15 protein-coding genes and 2 pseudogenes are annotated in these 18,035 nt (G+C 72.0%); 8 read left to right on the top strand and 9 right to left on the bottom strand.

The window, feature by feature from the left end:
* Nucleotides 1–13 precede the first annotated feature (13 nt).
* The 6 genes and pseudogenes from ACFYPR_RS04220 to ACFYPR_RS04195 form a co-directional block, all read right to left on the bottom strand.
* Complete coding sequence (locus ACFYPR_RS04220; RefSeq protein WP_363940653.1) at nucleotides 14–1,573, bottom strand: HAMP domain-containing sensor histidine kinase; 1,560 nt, start codon at nucleotides 1,571–1,573, stop codon at nucleotides 14–16.
* Complete coding sequence (locus tag ACFYPR_RS04215) at nucleotides 1,570–2,271, bottom strand: response regulator transcription factor (RefSeq protein ID WP_030336721.1); 702 nt, start codon at nucleotides 2,269–2,271, stop codon at nucleotides 1,570–1,572. The genes ACFYPR_RS04220 and ACFYPR_RS04215 overlap by 4 nt, the downstream gene beginning before the upstream one ends.
* Before the next feature lie 86 nt (nucleotides 2,272–2,357).
* The gene (locus tag ACFYPR_RS04210; RefSeq protein WP_355063622.1) at nucleotides 2,358–2,969 is read right to left on the bottom strand and encodes a PadR family transcriptional regulator; all 612 of its coding nucleotides are present in this window, start codon (nucleotides 2,967–2,969) and stop codon (nucleotides 2,358–2,360) included.
* Nucleotides 2,966–3,616, bottom strand: a pseudogene (locus ACFYPR_RS04205) (DUF4097 domain-containing protein); the annotation flags it as partial. The gene ACFYPR_RS04210 and the pseudogene ACFYPR_RS04205, both read right to left, overlap by 4 nt.
* A 486-nt stretch (nucleotides 3,617–4,102) precedes the next feature.
* Nucleotides 4,103–5,014 (bottom strand): annotated as a pseudogene (locus ACFYPR_RS04200) (lysophospholipid acyltransferase family protein); the annotation flags it as partial.
* Nucleotides 5,011–5,793: a GNAT family N-acyltransferase gene (locus ACFYPR_RS04195; RefSeq protein WP_355138032.1), complete on the bottom strand. Its 783-nt coding sequence runs from the start codon at nucleotides 5,791–5,793 to the stop codon at nucleotides 5,011–5,013. The pseudogene ACFYPR_RS04200 and the gene ACFYPR_RS04195, both read right to left, overlap by 4 nt.
* 151 nt (nucleotides 5,794–5,944) lie before the next feature.
* Between ACFYPR_RS04195 and ACFYPR_RS04190 the strand changes: the two genes are divergently transcribed.
* The 3 genes from ACFYPR_RS04190 (at nucleotide 5,945) to ACFYPR_RS04180 (ending at nucleotide 8,489) form a co-directional block, all read left to right on the top strand.
* The gene (locus tag ACFYPR_RS04190) at nucleotides 5,945–6,592 is read left to right on the top strand and encodes a hypothetical protein (protein WP_354858512.1); all 648 of its coding nucleotides are present in this window, start codon (nucleotides 5,945–5,947) and stop codon (nucleotides 6,590–6,592) included.
* Between the two features lie 140 nt (nucleotides 6,593–6,732).
* A complete protein-coding gene (locus ACFYPR_RS04185) occupies nucleotides 6,733–7,668 on the top strand; it encodes an ABC transporter ATP-binding protein (protein ID WP_355063629.1) in 936 nt (311 codons plus the stop codon).
* Entirely contained in the window at nucleotides 7,665–8,489 is an 825-nt protein-coding gene (locus ACFYPR_RS04180; protein ID WP_355063631.1) for an ABC transporter permease, read from the top strand. Before ACFYPR_RS04185 ends, ACFYPR_RS04180 begins: the two co-directional genes overlap by 4 nt.
* Before the next feature lie 76 nt (nucleotides 8,490–8,565).
* On the opposite strand, the gene ACFYPR_RS04175 is transcribed toward ACFYPR_RS04180, so the two are convergent.
* Both ACFYPR_RS04175 and ACFYPR_RS04170 read right to left on the bottom strand, forming a co-directional pair.
* Nucleotides 8,566–8,973 carry a hypothetical protein gene (locus tag ACFYPR_RS04175; protein WP_387258539.1) on the bottom strand — a complete coding sequence of 136 codons (408 nt, stop codon included), beginning with the start codon at nucleotides 8,971–8,973 and terminating at the stop codon, nucleotides 8,566–8,568.
* Entirely contained in the window at nucleotides 8,970–9,299 is a 330-nt protein-coding gene (locus ACFYPR_RS04170; protein WP_387258537.1) for a hypothetical protein, read from the bottom strand. The genes ACFYPR_RS04175 and ACFYPR_RS04170 overlap by 4 nt, the downstream gene beginning before the upstream one ends.
* Nucleotides 9,300–9,565: 266 nt before the next feature.
* Here ACFYPR_RS04170 and ACFYPR_RS04165 point away from each other — a divergent pair, with 266 nt between their 5' ends.
* From ACFYPR_RS04165 to ACFYPR_RS04145, 5 genes are all read left to right on the top strand, one after another.
* Nucleotides 9,566–13,315 (top strand): multifunctional oxoglutarate decarboxylase/oxoglutarate dehydrogenase thiamine pyrophosphate-binding subunit/dihydrolipoyllysine-residue succinyltransferase subunit, encoded by a 3,750-nt coding sequence (locus ACFYPR_RS04165; RefSeq protein ID WP_387258536.1) that lies wholly within the window; start codon nucleotides 9,566–9,568, stop codon nucleotides 13,313–13,315.
* Between the two features lie 123 nt (nucleotides 13,316–13,438).
* Nucleotides 13,439–13,618, top strand: a complete 180-nt coding sequence (locus ACFYPR_RS04160) for a DUF6104 family protein (protein ID WP_355063637.1) — start codon at nucleotides 13,439–13,441, stop codon at nucleotides 13,616–13,618.
* A 105-nt stretch (nucleotides 13,619–13,723) separates the two neighbouring features.
* Nucleotides 13,724–14,419, top strand: a complete 696-nt coding sequence (locus tag ACFYPR_RS04155) for a DUF998 domain-containing protein (protein ID WP_355063639.1) — start codon at nucleotides 13,724–13,726, stop codon at nucleotides 14,417–14,419.
* A 140-nt stretch (nucleotides 14,420–14,559) separates the two neighbouring features.
* The gene (pta, locus tag ACFYPR_RS04150) at nucleotides 14,560–16,629 is read left to right on the top strand and encodes a phosphate acetyltransferase (RefSeq protein ID WP_363937250.1); all 2,070 of its coding nucleotides are present in this window, start codon (nucleotides 14,560–14,562) and stop codon (nucleotides 16,627–16,629) included.
* Nucleotides 16,626–17,741 (top strand): acetate kinase, encoded by a 1,116-nt coding sequence (locus tag ACFYPR_RS04145; protein ID WP_354858495.1) that lies wholly within the window; start codon nucleotides 16,626–16,628, stop codon nucleotides 17,739–17,741. The genes pta and ACFYPR_RS04145 overlap by 4 nt, the downstream gene beginning before the upstream one ends.
* 42 nt (nucleotides 17,742–17,783) lie before the next feature.
* Here ACFYPR_RS04145 and ACFYPR_RS04140 read toward each other — a convergent pair whose 3' ends face one another.
* Complete coding sequence (locus ACFYPR_RS04140; RefSeq protein ID WP_234588635.1) at nucleotides 17,784–17,957, bottom strand: hypothetical protein; 174 nt, start codon at nucleotides 17,955–17,957, stop codon at nucleotides 17,784–17,786.
* Between the last annotated feature and the right edge of the window lie 78 nt (nucleotides 17,958–18,035).

The following is an 18,035-nucleotide window of genomic DNA, read 5'->3' as shown; positions in this document are numbered from 1 at the left end:
AGTTGGCTGAAAGTCACTCGCCCGGGTCGTCGCCCTTGGGCACCTGCGGCAGCCGGACCCGGAAGGTGGCTCCGCCACCGGGTGTCTCGAGCACCTCGACCGAGCCGTGGTGGGCGGCCACCAGCGCCGCCACGATGGCCAGGCCGAGGCCGGTGCCGGTGTTGCCGTCGGCCCGTCGGGTCCGGGCCGCGTCGGCCCGGTAGAACCGCTCGAAGACCCGCTCGGACTGTTCCCGGGAGAGACCGGGGCCGGTGTCTACCACCTCCACGACGGCGAGGTTGCCCGGCTCGGCGCGCAGGCGCACGCTGACGTCGGCTTCCGGCGGGGTGTGGGTCAGCGCGTTGGTCACCAGGTTGCCGATGATCTGCCGCAGCCGCGCGTCGTCGGCGTAGACGACGAGCGGGCCGGAACCGGGCTCGATCTCCAGCTCGATCCGCCGGTCCGGGGCGATCGCGCGCGCCGCCTGCACGGCGTCGGAGGCCAGCACCGGCAGCTCCACCGGGGCCAGCGAGAGCGGGCGTTCCCGGTCCAGCCGGGCGAGCAGCAGCAGGTCCTCCACCAGCAGACCCATCCGGGCGGCCTCGTCCTCGATGCGGCGCAGCAGCCCGGCGGTCTGCTCCGGCGCGCGGGCCGCGCCCTGGCGGTACAGCTCGGCGAAGCCACGGATGGTGGTCAGCGGGGTGCGCAGCTCGTGCGAGGCGTCCGCCACGAACTGCCGCATCCGCTCCTCGGAGCGTCGGGCCCGCGCCTCGGACGCCTGGGCGGCGGCGGCCGCGTCCCGGGCGGTGCTCTCCGCCGAGCGGGCCGCCGTCTCCGAGGCCGCCCGGGCGGTGAACGCCGCCTCGATCTGGGTGAGCATCGCGTTCAGCGCGCGGGAGAGCCGGCCCAGCTCGGAGGTGGGGTGCTCGTGCCCCTGCTCCGGGTCGGGCACCCGGCGGGTCAGGTCGCCGCCGGCGATGGCGGCGGCGGTCCGTTCGATCTCCACGAGGGGCTTGAGGCTGGTCCGCACGATCGCCGCGCCGACCGACGCGAGCAGGATCAGCACCGCCCCGCCGACCAGCAGGTCGATCCAGGCCAGCCGCTTGACGGCTAGGTCGACGTCGGTCAGGTGCTCGCCGATCGCCGCCATCTGACCGCTGGGTAGCTCCGTGTAGAGCATCCGCCAGCGCACCGAGCTGTCCCGGGCGCGAACGGTGAACGGATCACCGTGGCTCTGCTCCTGCGTCTGGAACCCGGCGGCGTCGCTCGGCCACGGCGGCAGATCGCTCACCGAGAAGCGAGAATCGTCGTAGACGGAGATCTGCACCTTGCCGGTGGTCGGGCTGGTCAACACCACCAGGTAGTCGCTCGGCAGCGAGACACCTGTCGACTTCGGCGTGATGGACTGGATCCGGTTGGCCGAGTCCCGCAGTTCGAGGTCGATCTGGCCGACCAGATAGCTGTGCAGGAAGTACGCGGTCGAGACACTGATCACCACCAGGGCACCGGAGACCAGCGCGAGCACCGAGGCGACCAGCTTCACCCGCAGCGGTACGCCCCGCAGCCGTCCCTTGGCCTGCTGGACCGCGTTCACGCCGCCGGCTTGCGCAGCACGTACCCCACGCCGCGGAGGGTGTGGATCAGCCGAGGCTGGGTGGTGTCGACCTTGCGCCGCAGGTAGGAGATGTAGGACTCGACGATGTTGTCGTCACCACGGAAGTCGTAGTTCCAGACGTGGTCGAGGATCTGCGCCTTGGACAGCACCCGGTTGGCATTGAGCATCAAATAGCGCAGCAGCTTGAACTCGGTCGGCGAGAGCTGCACCCGCTGCCCGGCCCGGTGCACCTCGTGGGTCTCCTCGTCCAGCTCCAGGTCGGCGAAGGTGAGCCGGGACGGGGCCTGCTCGCCGGTGGTGGTGCGGCGCAGCACGGCGCGAATCCGGGCGGTCAGCTCCTCCAGGCTGAACGGCTTGGTGACGTAGTCGTCGCCGCCCAGGGTGAGCCCGCGGATCTTGTCGTCGGTGGCGTCCCGGGCGGTCAGGAACACCACCGGGGTACGCGTGCCGCCCTCGCGCAGCATCCGGATGACCTCGAAGCCGTCCAGGTCCGGCAGCATGACGTCGAGCACGACCAGGTCGGGCCGGTGGTCCTTGGCGGCGTTGAGGGCCGCGCTGCCGCTGGTCGCGGTGGCCACGTCGAAGCCCGCGAAGCGCAGGCTCGCGGAGAGGAGTTCGAGGATGTTGGGGTCGTCCTCGACGACGAGAAGTCGCGCCTCGGTCTGGGTAGCGGGCATGGGCCCAATCATCGGTGACCTCACTGCACCGGCGCTGGACGCTCGCTGGAAAAAACCTGTGAGTCGCCGGGGCGGGCGGGCGGACGTCAGCGCAGCAGCCGGCGCAGCCCGTCCAGGGCGCCGTCGAGCAGCCGGATCGCCGTGCGCAGTTGAGTGTCGCTGAACTGCCGCGCCCGCGCCAGACGGCTCACCTCGGCGGTGAACGAGGCCAGCCGCTGATCGAACTCGTCGAGCAGGGCGGCGCGCGGCACGTCGGCCGACGGGGGCCGGTACGGCGACGCGGGCGGCTCCCACCGCGTACGCCGGGTCTGCCGGGTGGCCTCGCTCAGCTCCCGCTTGAGGTCGCGCGTCGAGCCGCGCACCTCGCTGCGGATCTCGCCGGCCAGGGTGGAGAGATCCGCCACCGAGGCCGCGATGTCCGCTTCCAACGCGGTCAGCTCACCGGCGCGCTGGCGCAGCTCGGCGAGGCCGGCGTCGGTGATGGCGTACGTCTTGCGGCCCCCGGCGGCGGTGTGGCTCACCAGACCCTCGGCCTCCAGCCGTTGCAGTCGGGGGTAGATGGTGCCGGCGCTGGGCGCGTAGAGCCCGAGGAACCGGTCCTCCAGGAGGCGGATCAGCTCGTAGCCGTGCTTGGGGCCGTCGTCGAGGAGCTTGAGCAGGTAGAGCCGGAGCCGCCCGTGGCTGAACACGGCGGTCACGGCAACTCCTCCTCGTCGGCGGTCACCGGTCGGGCGAGGAGCGAAATGCTCCCCGACGTCGCGGAGGCCCAGAGCTTACCTTCGCCGGCGCCGAGCACCCCCTCGCTGCTCGGAAGCGGGAATCGCGAGTTGCGCACCTGCGGGAAGCCGCTGGTGATCCGACCGGAGGCGGTGTTCAGCCGGACGGCGAGGTCGCTGTCCTCGCGGACCCGGACGGTGATGCTGCCCGAGATGGTGGTGAGCCGGATCTCGCTGCGTCGGGGGTTGTCCAGGTCGCAGGTGATGGCGCCGGAGACGGTCTGCGCCCGTACCCGGTCGGCGGCGCTGTCGGCGAGGGTCACCTCCCCGGAGACGGTCTCCAGGGTGAGGTCACCGCGCACGCCGAGCGCCTCCACCGGCCCGGAGGTGATCTTCGCGGATGTGCTGCCGCGCAGGCCCATCAGGGTGATCTGGCCGGAGACGACGTGGGCCGTGGTCTGCCGCCGCAGACCGGAGGCGACCAGCGACCCGGAGACCAGGTCCAGGTCGGCGAGGACATCGGCGGGCACGGCGACGGAGACGTCCACCCGCGGATAGCGGTGGATCATCTGGAACCACCGCAGGACCTCCGACCAGCCGTGGCCGCGTTCCTGACGGATGGTGAGCCGGCCGTCGGAGTGGTCGATCAGGACGGGCCGACGGCCGACGTGGGTGACGTCGATCCGGGTCGGGCCGTCGGTGGCGACGACGTTGAGTCGTCCACTGATCAGGCGGACGTCCAGCCGGGTGACCGGGCCGTCCACGGTGAGCCGCTGCGGGCTGTCGACCGTCCATCCGGCCATGACGTCCTCCCCTCGGCGACGCGCCCACGCGCGCCGACGAGGAAACCCTAACGCGATACATCGCGACACACAAGACTGTCGCGAGTCGTCACCGCGACCCTGACCACGGCGCCAGCCACCAGCCCCGGCCTTCCAACGACGAGGGGAAGGGATGCTCCGGTCGCCTCCTTTGCTCTGCTTCAACCCAGGCAACACAAGCGGGCCGCAAGTGTTGCGTGGGTTGAAGCAGAGCAAAGGGCGATCCGACCTACTCCGGCGCCGGAATCGGCGCGTGTTCAAGCGATGAATCCTCCTCTCAGGCCGCCAGGTCCAGGTCCCGGCCGGCACCTGCGGCACGGAACCCGCCGGGGTCATGGTGGGGACCGGCCGCAGCCTGGTCCGCGTCGGGACAACCGGCATCAGGTGTACGGCAGACTCGGCGGCCCGGGCCAGCAACCGCCGGTCGGCGTCGCCAGCCGGGTGCAGCGCGGCGGCGATCGTCACCGAGACCACCAGTTGCCGCGCCGCGACCACCCGAGCGACCGAGCGCAGCAGGGTGTCCGCGCCGAGGAAGGCGGCGACCGTCGTGACCGCGCCGGTGGCGTCGCACCGGTACCCGAGCCGCAGCGGCACCACCGGGCTGCCCGCGTCGACGGCGGCCTGGAACATCGCGGGCCGGAAGCCGCCCCCGGGGCGGCACCCGTCCGCGCCGTCCCCGGCACACCAGGTCGTACCCTCGGGAAACACCGCTACCGACCGGCCGGCGCGCAGCGTGTCGGCGAGCCGGCGCACGGTTGCCGGCAGCGCCCGCGGCCGGGACCGGTCCACGAAGACCGTGCCCGCCGCCGCGGCGAGCAGCCCGACCACCGGCCAGGACCGGATCTCCCGCTTCGCCACCATGCGGGTGGGCGCGACCGCCAGGACGGCGAGGATGTCCAGCCACGAGACGTGGTTGGCGACCAGCAGCGCGCGCCGCCGGGGCAGCCGACCCCGGATCACCAGCCGGACGCCGAACGCGCGAACGGTGCCGCGGGCCCAGCCGCGCAGCACCGCCTGCCGCTCACGCGCCGGCAGCACGGGCAGCAGCACCGCCACTCCCACCCCGGCCAGCAGCATCCCGCTCGCCGCGACCAACCGGAGCACCCGGCGAACCACCGGCACCGTGGGCACCTCGCCGGCCGCCGGCAGGCAGTCGTCGTCGCAGCCCGAGAAGGGCCGCCACAGGTCCCGCGCTCCGAGGGTCACCGCTGGTCCCCGCCCAGGAAGTGCCGCAGGTAGCGCGGGTTCATCCGGTCCAGGGAGAAGAGCACGTAGAAGTCCGCGCACCCGAAGTCGGGGTCGTACGCGGGCTCACCACAGATCCACGCGCCGAGCCGCAGGTAACCACGCAGCAGCGGCGGCACCGCCACCCGAGCGGCCGGGTCGGTGGCGCAGGCCGGGGCAGCCGGGGCGGCGGCCGGCTCGGCGAACCACGGGCGCAGTGGGCGCACCCGCAACGGCGGGGGCGACAGGTGCCGGGCCTGGGCCTGGGCCCACACCCCGGCGACCGTCCGACCACCGTCGTCGACCGGCACCGAGGCGCAGCCGCCGAGCCAGCGGGAGCCGCGCAGGTGCAGGTACCGGGTGAGCCCCGCCCACATCAGGTTGATCACCGCACCGGAGCGGTGGTCCGGGTGCACGCAGGAGCGACCCGTCTCGACGAGGTCGTCGCGCAGTGGGTCCAGCGCGCCGAGGTCGAACTCGTCCTCGGCGTACCGCCGGTCGGTACGCCCCGGCGGCAACAACCGGTACGTGCCGACCACCTGCCCGGTGCTGTCCTCGCGGACGATGAGGTGGTCGCAGTGGACGTCGAAGGGGTCCACGTCCAACCCGGCGCCGCCGGGTGCGAGGGTGGCACCCAACTCGGTGGCGAACACCTCGTGGCGCAGGCGTTGCGCGGCCGCGACCTGGGTGGGGTCGTCGGCGATCAGCAGGGTGTATCCGCTGGTCGTCAGGGGTGCGCCAGCGACATGCAGAACGGCCATGGGATCTGTGTAGGTGCCCCGGGTTGCCATCGGATCGCACCACTGGTGTCGATCGGATGAACGCCGGCCGGCGGATGCCTCCGACCCGGTCCGTGCGAGGCTGCCCAGCGGGCCGGCGACGGCGCCGCCCCACGCCACACGGAGGTCGCCCATGCGCATCGAGTCCCGCTACAACGGGCCCACCGGCTCGGGCAACGGCGGCTGGAGCGCCGGCCTCTTCGCCGCCGCCGCCGGTGGATCCGGACCGGTGGAGGTGACGCTGCGTCGGCCACCGCCGCTGGAGACGGCGCTGAGCCTGGTCGACGGCGAGGTCCGGGACCCGGCCGGCGAACTGGTGGCCGAGGTCCGCCCCGCCGGTGTCGTGGACGCCGTCGTGCCGCCGGTCGACCGGGAGACGGCGGTGCAGGCGTCGACCCGCTACCCCGGGTTCGTCGAGCATCCGTACCCAGAGTGTTTCGTCTGCGGTCCGAGCCGGAACGACGGGTTGCGGATCTTCCCCGGCCGGTTGCCGGACGGCCGGACCGCCGCGCCGTTCCGCGCACCCGAGCAGGTCAGCGATGCCACGGTCTGGGCCGCGCTGGACTGCCCCGGCGGCTGGACGGTGCTCGCGCCGGGCCGCCCGTACCTGCTCGGCCGGATCGCCGCGGTGGTCACCGCCCGGCCGGCGCCGGGCGACGAGTGCGTGGTGACCGGCGCGCTGATCGGGGTCGACGGCCGCAAGGCGCTTGTGCACACCAGCCTGTACGGCCCCGGCGGCGCGCTGCTCGGCTCGGCCCGGGCCACCTGGATCGCCCGCTGAGGCCCCGCCGTCGTCCGCAGGGAGGAGACGACTCCACCCCAAGGGGGACCACGCCGTAGGGACCGAGCCTGATTGACCTTGTTGCTCGGTACCGTCACGCTGTGCCACGGCGTACCTCGACGCCACACGGGAGGAGAACGATGACTGACGGGCAGCGAAGCCCCACCAGCGACGGTCAGATCGTGGTGTCCGGTCTGACGAAGCAGTACAAGAACGTGCGGGCGGTGAACAACCTGTCCTTCACCGTGGCACCGGGGCGGGTGACCGGCTTCCTCGGCCCGAACGGCGCCGGTAAGACCACCACGCTGCGCATGCTGCTCAACCTGGTCACGCCGACCGGGGGCACCGCCACCATCAGCGGGCAGCGCTACGCCGATCTCGCCGACCCGCTGCGGCACGTCGGCGCGATCCTGGAGGCGTCCAGCGCGCACAAGGGCCGCACCGGCATCAACCACCTGCGGGTGATCTGCGCGGCGGCCGGCCTGCCCAAGTCCCGGGCCGACGAGGCGCTGGAGCTGGTCGGGTTGACCCCGGCGGCGAAGCGCAAGTTCAAGGGCTACTCGCTGGGCATGAAGCAGCGGCTCGGTATCGCCGCCGCGATGCTCGGTGACCCGCGGGTGCTGATCCTCGACGAGCCGGCCAACGGGCTGGACCCGGAGGGCATCCGGTGGATGCGCGGGTTCCTCAAGAACCTCGCCCACGAGGGCCGCACGGTGCTGGTCTCCAGCCACCTGCTGTCGGAGATGCAGCTGCTCGCCGACGACGTGGTGATCATCGCGGCGGGCCAGCTGGTCCGGCAGGGTCCGGTCGAGCAGGTGCTCGGGTCGATGGCGCAGGGCGCCCGGGTCCGGGTCCGCACCCCGCAGGCCGAGGCGCTGACCACCGCGTTGAAGGCGCAGTCGGCCACGGTCGACACCGACGAGCAGGGCATCCTGCTGGTCTCCGGGGTGGACGCCCCGACGATCGGCCGGGCCGCCCTGGCCGCCGGTGTGGAACTGCACGAACTGACCACCGAACGGCCCGACCTGGAACGGGTCTTCCTGGAGCTGACGGCCGGAAAGGCGGGCATCCGATGAACCTCGTCCGATCCGAGTTGCTCAAGATCCGTACCACCAACACCTGGTGGGTCTTCGCGCTGATCAGCCTGCCGCTGTGGGCGCTCACGCTGCTCATCAACTGGTTGCAGGCCGACGCGTTGACCAGCAACAACCTCGGCGAGGTGTCGGGCGAGCAGGCGGACCAGATCGCTGCGGCGGCCACCCCGGACGCGCTCTCGTCGAACCTGTTCACCACCGGGCAGTTCTTCGGCCTGCTGATCGTGATGCTGCTCGGCATCATCGTGGTGACGAGCGAGTTCTTCCACCAGACGGTCACCACCACGTTCCTGACCAACCCGCACCGCACCGCGGTGATGATCGCCAAGCTGGTCGCGGCGGGTGTGCTGGCGCTGCTGTTCTGGCTGGTCACCACCGTGTTCAACCTGATCGCCGGCTCGGCGGTGCTGAACGCCGTCGGGGTGGACTCACAGTTGGGCAACGACGCGGCCTGGCGGGCGATCGGGTTGAACCTGCTCGCGTACCTGCTCTGGGCGGTGTTCGGCGTCGGCATCGGCGTGCTGATCCGCAGCCAGATCGGCGCCACCGTGACCGGCATCCTGCTCTACCTGGGCGGCTCGATCGGCGCCATCCTGGTGATCACCATCCTGGCCAACCGGTGGGGTGACTGGATCAACAACCTGCAACTGCTGGTGCCGTCGCTGGCCTCGTCGCTGATGGTCACCGGGGCGGACATCCCGGGTAACCCGCCGCGCTGGGCGGGCGCCGCCGTGCTCATCGGGTACGCGGTGGTCACCGGCGTGGTCGGCACCCTGCTGATGCGTCGGCGCGACATCTCCTGACCGACGCGAGTTCCGGGGTGGCGGCGGCACGGCCGCCACCCCGGGCCGGCTCCGGCCCCGCCGGGCTGCCGGCACCTCACCCGCCCGGGCAGCCCCGGCCGCCGCTGATCGGAATGCACTGGGTGACCACCGGGTCGGGCTCCTGGTCGGCGGGAATGTGCCCGGTCAGCCCACCGGTGGTCAGGCTGGCGACCAGGGCGACCGCCACGTACAGCAGCACCGTCCCGCCGAGCGCCCCGGCGAAGTGCCGACGCCAGAGGGCCTCCCCCGCCAACCCGGCCAGCAGCAGGCCGAGCACCGGAAGCACCGCGTTGAGCACGAGCCCGGTCGTCAGCAGGGCGTCCGTGGTCGCGCCGAACGCCTGCGCCTCGTCCGCGGTCGGCGTGTACGGCCTGGCCAAGCGCCGGATCAGGCCCACCAGCAGCAGGAACGGCACCCCGTAGAGCCAGGCGAAGAAGAGCCCGCCGAGGCCGAGCCGCTTCACGAGCGACCCAGGTACACGGCGGCGCAGACCCCGACGCTGAGCACCGCGGCCGTGGTGCCGGCGAGCACCGCCGAGGGGACGAGTCGGACGACCAGCGCGGTCACCAGCGCCGTCACGACCAGCAGCCCGAGGAGCACCGGCGTGCCCCACACCAGAGCGACGAACACCAGCGACTCGCCCGGCGACAGGCAGCTGAACCAGGCCGCGCAGTCGTCGTGCGGCACGCTCGTCGTGCCCACCGCCATGGCCGCGATCGCGGTGACGTACCAACCGGACGCCACCGCCATGCTCCGGCCGTAGCGCCCCCGTACCCCGTCATGATCCATGCGCCCGATCGTCGCGGACGGCGTTGGCCCGGGACATCCGTACCGGTACTCAATCTGGCGGTACCAGCCGTACCAGCCGGCGACGGGTCGCGCAGGGGTTGGTGAACTTCTGGCATCTTCTGTGAAACCGGCCACCCGACCGAGGCGGAAATGCCGCCGGGATCCTTACGGCGTAGCCTGGGAGTCGTCCTGTCCGTGGTCCATCAACTGGACGCGACGGACACCGCGTGACACATAAACCCGCGTGAAAGAGGCGATTACCGGCCGTGTCGACCCAGCAGACTTCGCAGGAGAACCCACTGGCGGGTTTCGGCCCGAACGAGTGGATCGTCGAGGAGATGTACCAGCGGTACCTCGCCGACCCAACGAGCGTCGATTCGGCCTGGCACGACTTCTTCGCCGACTACCGGCCGGCGCCCGGCGCCGGCACACCGCGCAGGGCTGAGACGTCGGGCAAGCCCGCCGCCGCGCCCGAGCCGGACGGCCAGCCGGAGCCGGCGGCCACGGTCAGCCAGCCCAGCGCCCCGGCGAAGCCGACCGCCGCCGCCAGCAAGACGGCCGCGGCGCCGTCGGCACCGGCCAAGGCCGCGCCCGCGAAGGCCACCCCGGAGAAGGCCGCACCGGCCAAGCCGGCCGCGAAGGCCGCCGCGCCGAGCGCCGACGGCCCGCAGACCACCCCGCTGCGGGGTGTCGCCGCGAAGATCGTGCAGAACATGGACGCCTCGCTGAGCGTGCCCACCGCGACCAGCGTCCGCGCGGTCCCGGCGAAGCTGCTGGTCGACAACCGCATCGTGATCAACAACCACCTCGCCCGGGGGCGCGGTGGCAAGGTCAGCTTCACCCACCTGGTCGGCTACGCGATGGTCCGGGCGCTGGTCCAGCACCCGGAGATGAACAACTCCTTCGCCGAGGCCAACGGCAAGCCGGCCGTGGTCCGCCCGGCGCACGTCAACCTCGGCATCGCGATCGACCTGGCCAAGCCGGACGGCAGCCGCAACCTGGTGGTCCCCTCCATCAAGGGCTGCGAGCAGATGGACTTCCGGCAGTTCTGGCAGGCGTACGAGGACGTGGTCCGGCGGGCGCGGCGCAACGAGCTGACCATGGAGGACTACTCCGGCACCACGATCTCGCTGACCAACCCGGGCGGCATCGGCACAGTGCACTCCATGCCGCGGCTCATGCAGGGGCAGAGCGCGATCATCGGCGTCGGCGCGATGGAGTACCCGGCCCCCTACCAGGGCATGTCCGAGGCGACTCTCGCCGAGCTGGCGGTCAGCAAGGTCATCACGCTGACCAGCACGTACGACCACCGGATCATCCAGGGCGCGCAGTCCGGCGAGTTCCTCAAGGTCATGCACGAGCTGATCCTGGGCGAGCACAGCTTCTACGACGAGATCTTCACCTCGCTGCGCATCCCGTACGAGCCGGTGCGCTGGGTGCGCGACGTGGCCGTCAACTCCGAGGGTCAGATCAACAAGACCGCCCGGGTGCACGAGCTGATCCACGCGTACCGCGTGCGCGGTCACCTGATGGCCGACACCGACCCGCTGGAATTCACCATCCGCAAGCACCCCGACCTGGACGTCCTCCAGCACGGGCTGACCCTGTGGGACCTGGACCGCGAGTTCCCGGTCAACGGCTTCGCCGGCCGCCAGCGGATGAAGCTGCGCGAGATCCTCGGCGTGCTGCGCGACTCGTACTGCCGGCGCGTCGGCATCGAGTACATGCACATCCAGGACCCGGAGGAGCGGCGCTGGATCCAGGAGCGGATCGAGCGCAAGTACGAGAAGCCGTCCCCCGACGAGCAGAAGCACGTACTCAACCGGCTCAACGCCGCCGAGGCGTTCGAGACCTTCCTGCAGACCAAGTACGTCGGCCAGAAGCGCTTCTCGCTGGAGGGTGGCGAGTCGCTGATTCCGCTGCTGGGCGAGGTGCTCGAGTCCTCCGCCGAGAGCGGGCTGGACGAGGTCGTCATCGGCATGGCCCACCGGGGCCGGCTCAACGTGCTGGCCAACATCGTCGGCAAGCCGTACGAGAAGATCTTCTCGGAGTTCGAGGGTCACCTCGACCCGCGCTCGACGCAGGGCTCCGGCGACGTGAAGTACCACCTGGGTCAGAACGGCAAGTTCACCACCCCGGACGGCGAGCACGTCGTCAAGGTGTCCCTGGTGGCGAACCCGTCGCACCTGGAGGCCGTCGACCCCGTGCTGGAGGGCATCGTCCGGGCCAAGCAGGACCGGATCGACCTCAAGCTGGAGGGCTACACCGTGCTGCCGCTGGCGGTGCACGGCGACGCCGCGTTCGCCGGGCAGGGTGTGGTCGCCGAGACGCTCAACCTGTCGCAGCTGCGCGGCTACCGCACCGGCGGCACCGTGCACGTGGTGGTCAACAACCAGGTCGGCTTCACCACCGCCCCGGAGTACAGCCGGTCCAGCCTCTACAGCACCGACGTGGCCCGGATGATCCAGGCGCCGATCTTCCACGTGAACGGCGACGACCCGGAGGCCGTGGTCCGAGTGGCCCGGCTGGCCTTCGAGTACCGGCAGGCGTTCAACAAGGACGTCGTGATCGACATGGTCTGCTACCGCCGGCGCGGCCACAACGAGGGCGACGACCCGTCGATGTCCAACCCTCAGATGTACAAGATCATTGACTCGAAGCGTTCGGTGCGCAAGCTCTACACCGAGGAGCTGATCGGTCGCGGCGACATCACCGTGGAGGACGCGGAGGAGCTGCTGCGCGACTACCAGGCGCAACTGGAGAAGGTCTTCAAGGCCACCCGGGACGCCGCCGCCACGCCGCGCCAGCTCAACCGCCCCCGCCACGAGGAGGAGCCGGAGCCGGCGGTCGACACCGCCACCGACGCCGCCGTGGTGAAGGCGATCGGCGAGGCCCACGTCAACCTGCCCGAGGGCTTCACTCCGCACAAGCGGATCCAGCAGCTGCTCGACCGGCGGGCCAAGATGTCCGTCGAGGGCAACATCGACTGGGGCTTCGGCGAGATCATCGCGTTCGGGGCGCTGCTGCACGACGGGGTCACCGTCCGGCTCGCCGGGCAGGACTCGCGGCGCGGCACCTTCGTCCAGCGGCACGCGTCGGTGGTCGACCACCGCACCGGCGACGACTACCTGCCGTTGAAGTCGCTCACCGGCGACGGCGAGCGCTCCCGGTTCTTCGTGCACGACTCGCTGCTGAGCGAGTACGCGGCGATGGGCTTCGAGTACGGGTACTCGGTGGAGAACGTCAACGCGCTGGTCGCCTGGGAGGCCCAGTTCGGTGACTTCGTCAACGGCGCCCAGTCGGTGATCGACGAGTTCATCTCCTCCGGTGAGGTGAAGTGGGGTCAGCGCTCCGCGGTGACCCTGCTGCTGCCGCACGGCCACGAGGGCCAGGGCCCGGACCACACCTCCGGTCGCCCGGAGCGGTTCCTGCAGATGTGCGCCGAGGACAACATGCGGGTGTCCATTCCGACGACCCCGGCGAACTACTTCCACCTGCTGCGCCGCCAAGCCCTGTCGCCGAAGCGCAAGCCGCTCGTGGTGTTCACGCCGAAGTCGCTGCTGCGGCACAAGCTCTGCGTCTCGTCGGTGGAGGACTTCACCACCGGCACCTTCCAGCCGGTGCTGCGCGACACCGCCGCCCCGGCACCGGAGTCGGTGAAGCGGGTGCTGCTCTGCTCGGGCAAGGTCTACTACGACCTGTTCCAGGCCCGGCAGGAGCGCGGCATCACCGACACGGCGATCATCCGGATCGAGCAGCTGTACCCGCTGCCGGTGGAGGAGATCCGGGCCGCCCTGGCGCAGTTCCCGAACGCGGAGGACTTCGCCTGGGTGCAGGAGGAGCCGGCCAACCAGGGCGCCTGGTCGTTCGTGGCGCTCAACCTGCTGGAGCACCTCACCGACGTCCGGCTGCGGCGGATCTCCCGCCCGGCCGCGGCGGCCCCGGCGGTCGGCTCGGCCAAGACCCACGAGGTCGAGCAGACCGCGCTCATCGAGGCGGCACTCCCCCGCCCGTGACCTGACCGCGCCACGCGAGCCGGGGCAGGGCCGTTTTCCCACGGTCCTGCCCCGGCTCGCGTCGGTCCATCCGAACCACCGACCCGCCCGGCCCGCGCCGGGCCGAGCACGAGGACGTACGCCGTGTACTTCACCGACCGTGGCATCGAGGAGCTGGTCGAGCGCCGGGGCGACGAGCAGGTGACCCTGGAGTGGCTGGGCGAGCGCCTGCGCGACTTCGTCGACCTCAACCCCGAGTTCGAGACCCCGATCGAGCGCCTGGCCACCTACCTGGCCCGCCTGGACGATCCCGACGACGAGTGACCCTCGGCGGTTGACCCGTCTCTCTGTGTGATGTGCACTGGTGGGGCGGCGTGCGCGGGTCTCCTCGACCCTCACCGGACGCCACCCCGGCGCCAGGAGACGACCATGAAACACCAGCCCGGCAACCCGCCGCAGGACACCGCGACCGTACGCCACCTGCGCCTCGGCATCGGCTCGGTCGGCTTGGCCCTGCCCGTCGCACTGGTGGTCGGCCACATGGTCGCCAGCCGTCGCGTCGTCGTCCTCGACTCGCTCAGCGCCTACTACCACACCGAGATGCGCAACATCTTCGTCGGCGCACTGTGCGCGATCGGGGTGTTCCTGATCGCCTACCGCTACCGCTGGCCGGACGACCTGTTAGGCACGATCGCCGGGACGCTCGCGATCCTGGTGGCCCTGTTTCCGGTACACGGGCCGACCGGAGGCGACAGCCGGCTGGTCGGTCTGGTGCACCAGGCCGCCGCCGGGTCGCTGTTCGTCCTGCTCGCCGCCTTCTGCCTGTTCCTGTTCACCCGACCCGACCGTGCTGGGGTGCCGCCCCGACGCGCCGCCAACCGCTGCTACCGCGCGTGCGGCCTGCTCATCCTGGCGGCGATCGCAGGCGCGCTGGCGAGCGGGGCGCTGCCCACCGACGTCCGCCACGCCCTCCAGCCGCTGCTGTGGTGCGAGACCCTCGCCGTGGCCGCCTTCGGCACCGCCTGGGTCGTCAAGAGCGACGCGATCTTCCGGATGGCCGGGCTGCCCGACGCACCACCGTCCGCCGAGACGATCGGGCCGACGTCCGCGACAGCCGCGTCCTGAGCGGACGGGACTCGCCCTGACCCCCGACAGGAACAGGTCCGGGAGCGCAACCTCCAGCGGACACTCCGGCTGGCCCGCCAGGTCGATGTGCTGACGAGAGGTGACCGACGACGACCACCACGATCTTGTAGCGTGGGGCCGTGGCGCGCAGCGTGTATCTGACCAGCGTCGGTTCGGGCGGGGGCAAGTCGACCATCGCCCTCGGGCTGGCCGAGTTGCTGTCCCGCCAGGTCGGGCGGATCGGTGTGTTCCGGCCGCTGGTGGCCGACACCGGCCCGGACCCGATCCTCGCGCTGCTGAGCGAGCGGTACCGCGTCGAGGTGCCGCTCGCCGAGCTGGCCGGATCCACCTACGCCGAGGCGGCCAGGCTGGTCGCCGACGGCCGACGGGAAGAGCTGATCTCCGCTGTCGTCCAGCGGTACCGGGCGGTGGAGCGGCAGTGCCCGGCGGTGGTCGTGGTGGGCAGTGACTTCGACGAGCCGGGCGACCCGGCGCACCCCCGCGAGCTGGCCTTCAACGCCCGGCTGGCCACCGAGTTCGGCAGCGTGGTGGTGCCGGTGGTGGACGGCTACGAGCAGGAGCCGACGGCCGTCGCGGCGGCCATGCGCGGGGCGTACCACGATGTGGCCGACCTGGGCGCGACGGTGCTGGCGGTGATCGCCAACCGGGTGTCCGAGCCGATGACGCTGCCGGAGCTGCCCGTGCCGGCGTACGCCATCCCGGAGGTGCCGAGCGTGTCGGCGCCGACGGTGGCCGAGGTGGCGGCGGCGCTCGGCGCCACCCTGCTGGCCGGGGACGACGCGGCGCTCGGCCGGGACGTGCTGGACTTCGTGGTCGGCGCGGCACACGTGCCGACCCTGCTGGGCCACCTCACCGAGGGCGCTCTGGTGATCACCCCCGGGGACCGGGCCGACCTGCTCGTCGCCGCCAGCGCCGCGCACGTGGCCGGGCAGGTGTCGGTGGCCGGGCTCGTGCTCACCCTCGGCGAGCAACCCGACCCGCGGGTGATGCGGCTGGTGGAGGGTTTGAACACCGGCCTGGCCGTGCTCTCCGTCGGCAGCGACAGCTACGACACGGTGGCCGCGTCCAGCCGGATCGAGGGGCGGCCCAGCGTGGCCAACCCCCGCAAGGTGGAGGCCGCGCTCGGCGCGTTCGAACGCTGCGTGGACACCGACGACCTGGCCCGCCGGCTGCGGGTCAGCCGCTCGACGCGGGTCACCCCGCTGATGTTCGAGAACGAGCTGATCGACCGGGCCCGCTCGAAGCCCCGGCACCTGGTGCTGCCCGAGGGCGCCGAGGAGCGCATCCTGCGGGCGGCGGAGATCCTGCTGCGCCGGGGCGTGGCCGACCTGACGCTGCTCGGCCGCCCCGACGACATCGCCCGGCGCACCCGCGAGCTGGGCATCGACCTCGGCGACGCGCGGCTCGTCGACCCGGCCACCAGCGGGTGGCGCGACGAGTTCACGGCCGAGTACGCGCGGCTGCGCGCCCACCGGGGCGTCACCGCCGAGCTGGCGCACGACATCGTGGCCCAGCCCAACTACTTCGGGACGCTCATGGTGAACGCCGGGTACGCCGACGGCATGGTCTCGGGGGCCACGCACACCACCGCCGCCACCATCCTGCCCGCGTTCGAGATCATCCGTACCGTGCCGGAGGTCTCGGTGGCCTCCAGCGTCTTCTTCATGCTGCTCGCCGACCGGGTGCTGGTCTACGGCGACTGTGCGGTCAACCGCGACCCGGACGCCGCCCAGCTCGCCGACATCGCGATCTCGTCGGCCGACACCGCCGCCCGCTTCGGCATCGAACCCCGGGTGGCCATGCTGTCGTACTCCACCGGCAGCTCCGGCGCGGGCGAAGACGTGGAGAAGGTCGCCGCGGCCACCGCGCTGGTCCGGGAGCGTCGGCCCGACCTGCTGGTCGAGGGGCCGATCCAGTACGACGCGGCGATCGACCCCGCCGTGGCGGCGACGAAGCTGCCCGACAGCCCGGTCGCCGGCCAGGCCACGGTCTTCATCTTCCCGGACCTCAACACGGGCAACAACACGTACAAAGCGGTGCAGCGCTCGGCCGGGGCGGTCGCCGTCGGCCCGGTCATGCAGGGCCTGCGCCGGCCGGTGAACGACCTGTCCCGCGGCGCGACCGTGCCGGACATCGTCAACACGGTGGCGATCACCGCCATCCAGGCGGCCGCCGAGGAGGCGTCATGAGTCGGGTGCTGGTGCTCAACTGCGGGTCGTCGTCGGTGAAGTGGCGCCACTACGACGGGGACCGGCCCCTCGACCAGGGCACTGTCGAGCGGGTCGGTGAGCCCGGCGGCGGCCCGGCGGACCACGCCAGCGCCGTCCGGCAGATCCTGGCCGGTCTGGACCTGAACGGGCTCACCGCGGTCGGGCACCGGGTGGTGCACGGCGGACGGAAGTTCACCACCCCGGTCCTCATCGACGACGCGGTGCTGGCCGCGATCAAGGATCTGGTGCCGCTCGCCCCGCTGCACAACCCGGCCAACCTGGCCGGCATCGAGGTGACCCGGGCGGCGCTGCCGGACGTCCCGCAGGTCGCCGTCTTCGACACGGCGTTCCACCACACCCTGCCGGAGGCCGCCGCGACCTACGCGATCGACCTGGACACCGCGCAGCGGTACGGCATCCGCCGGTACGGCTTCCACGGCACCTCGCACGCGTACGTCTCCCGGCGTACCGCCGAGCTGCTGGGCCGCCCGTACGAGCAGCTCAACACCATCACCCTGCACCTGGGCAACGGGGCCAGCGCCTGCGCGGTCGCGAACGGCCGCAGCGTCGCCACCTCGATGGGGATGTCGCCCCTTCAGGGGCTGGTGATGGGCACGCGCAGCGGCGACCTCGACCCGACCGTGATCTTCCACCTGCGGCGGGAGGGCGGGCTGTCGGTCGACGACATCGACGACCTGCTCAACCACCGCAGCGGGCTGCTGGGGTTGACCGGCGTCAACGACATGCGCGAGGTGCTGCAGCGCAGGGCGGCCGGGGACCGGGCAGCCGCGCTGGCCTTCGACGTGTACTGCCAGCGGATCACCGGGTACGTCGGCGCGTACTACGCGCTGCTCGGCCACGTGGACGCGATCGCGTTCACCGCCGGCGTGGGCGAGCACGCCGCGCCCGTCCGGGCCGCCGCGCTGGCCGGGCTGGCCCGGCTCGGCATCACCGTCGACGAGGCGCGCAACAACGGTGACGGCGACCGGCTGATCTCGCCGGACGACGCCGAGGTGAGCGTCTGTGTCATCCGCACCGATGAGGAACGGGAGATCGCCCGGCAGACCCGGGACGTGGTCGGGGCGCACTGAAGCCCCCGACCCGCCCGGTCAGCGCACTGCCGCGCCGGCTGGTCAGCGCATCGCCAGCCAGGCGACGAGGGCCACCAGCAGTACGACGACCACCGCCGCACCGACGATGAGCGGCAGGCGGGACGGCGCGTCGGCCGGTCCGGCGGCCTCCGGCGTCTGGGTGAAGGCGCGGAACGCCTCGGTGTTGCCGCTGGGGTCGGTGTAGTTCTCAGCCATGTCGGTGACCCTAGCGAAGCCGGTCGCCGAGCGCCGCCCCCGCCTCCGCCGTCCCACCGGGTCGAGCCGGCCGGCGGA

This window comes from Micromonospora sp. NPDC005254 (genome assembly GCF_042872525.1).
Lineage (GTDB): Bacteria > Actinomycetota > Actinomycetes > Mycobacteriales > Micromonosporaceae > Micromonospora.
Note: the sequence above shows the minus strand (reverse complement) of the source record. Positions and strands in the feature narration are given on the sequence as shown.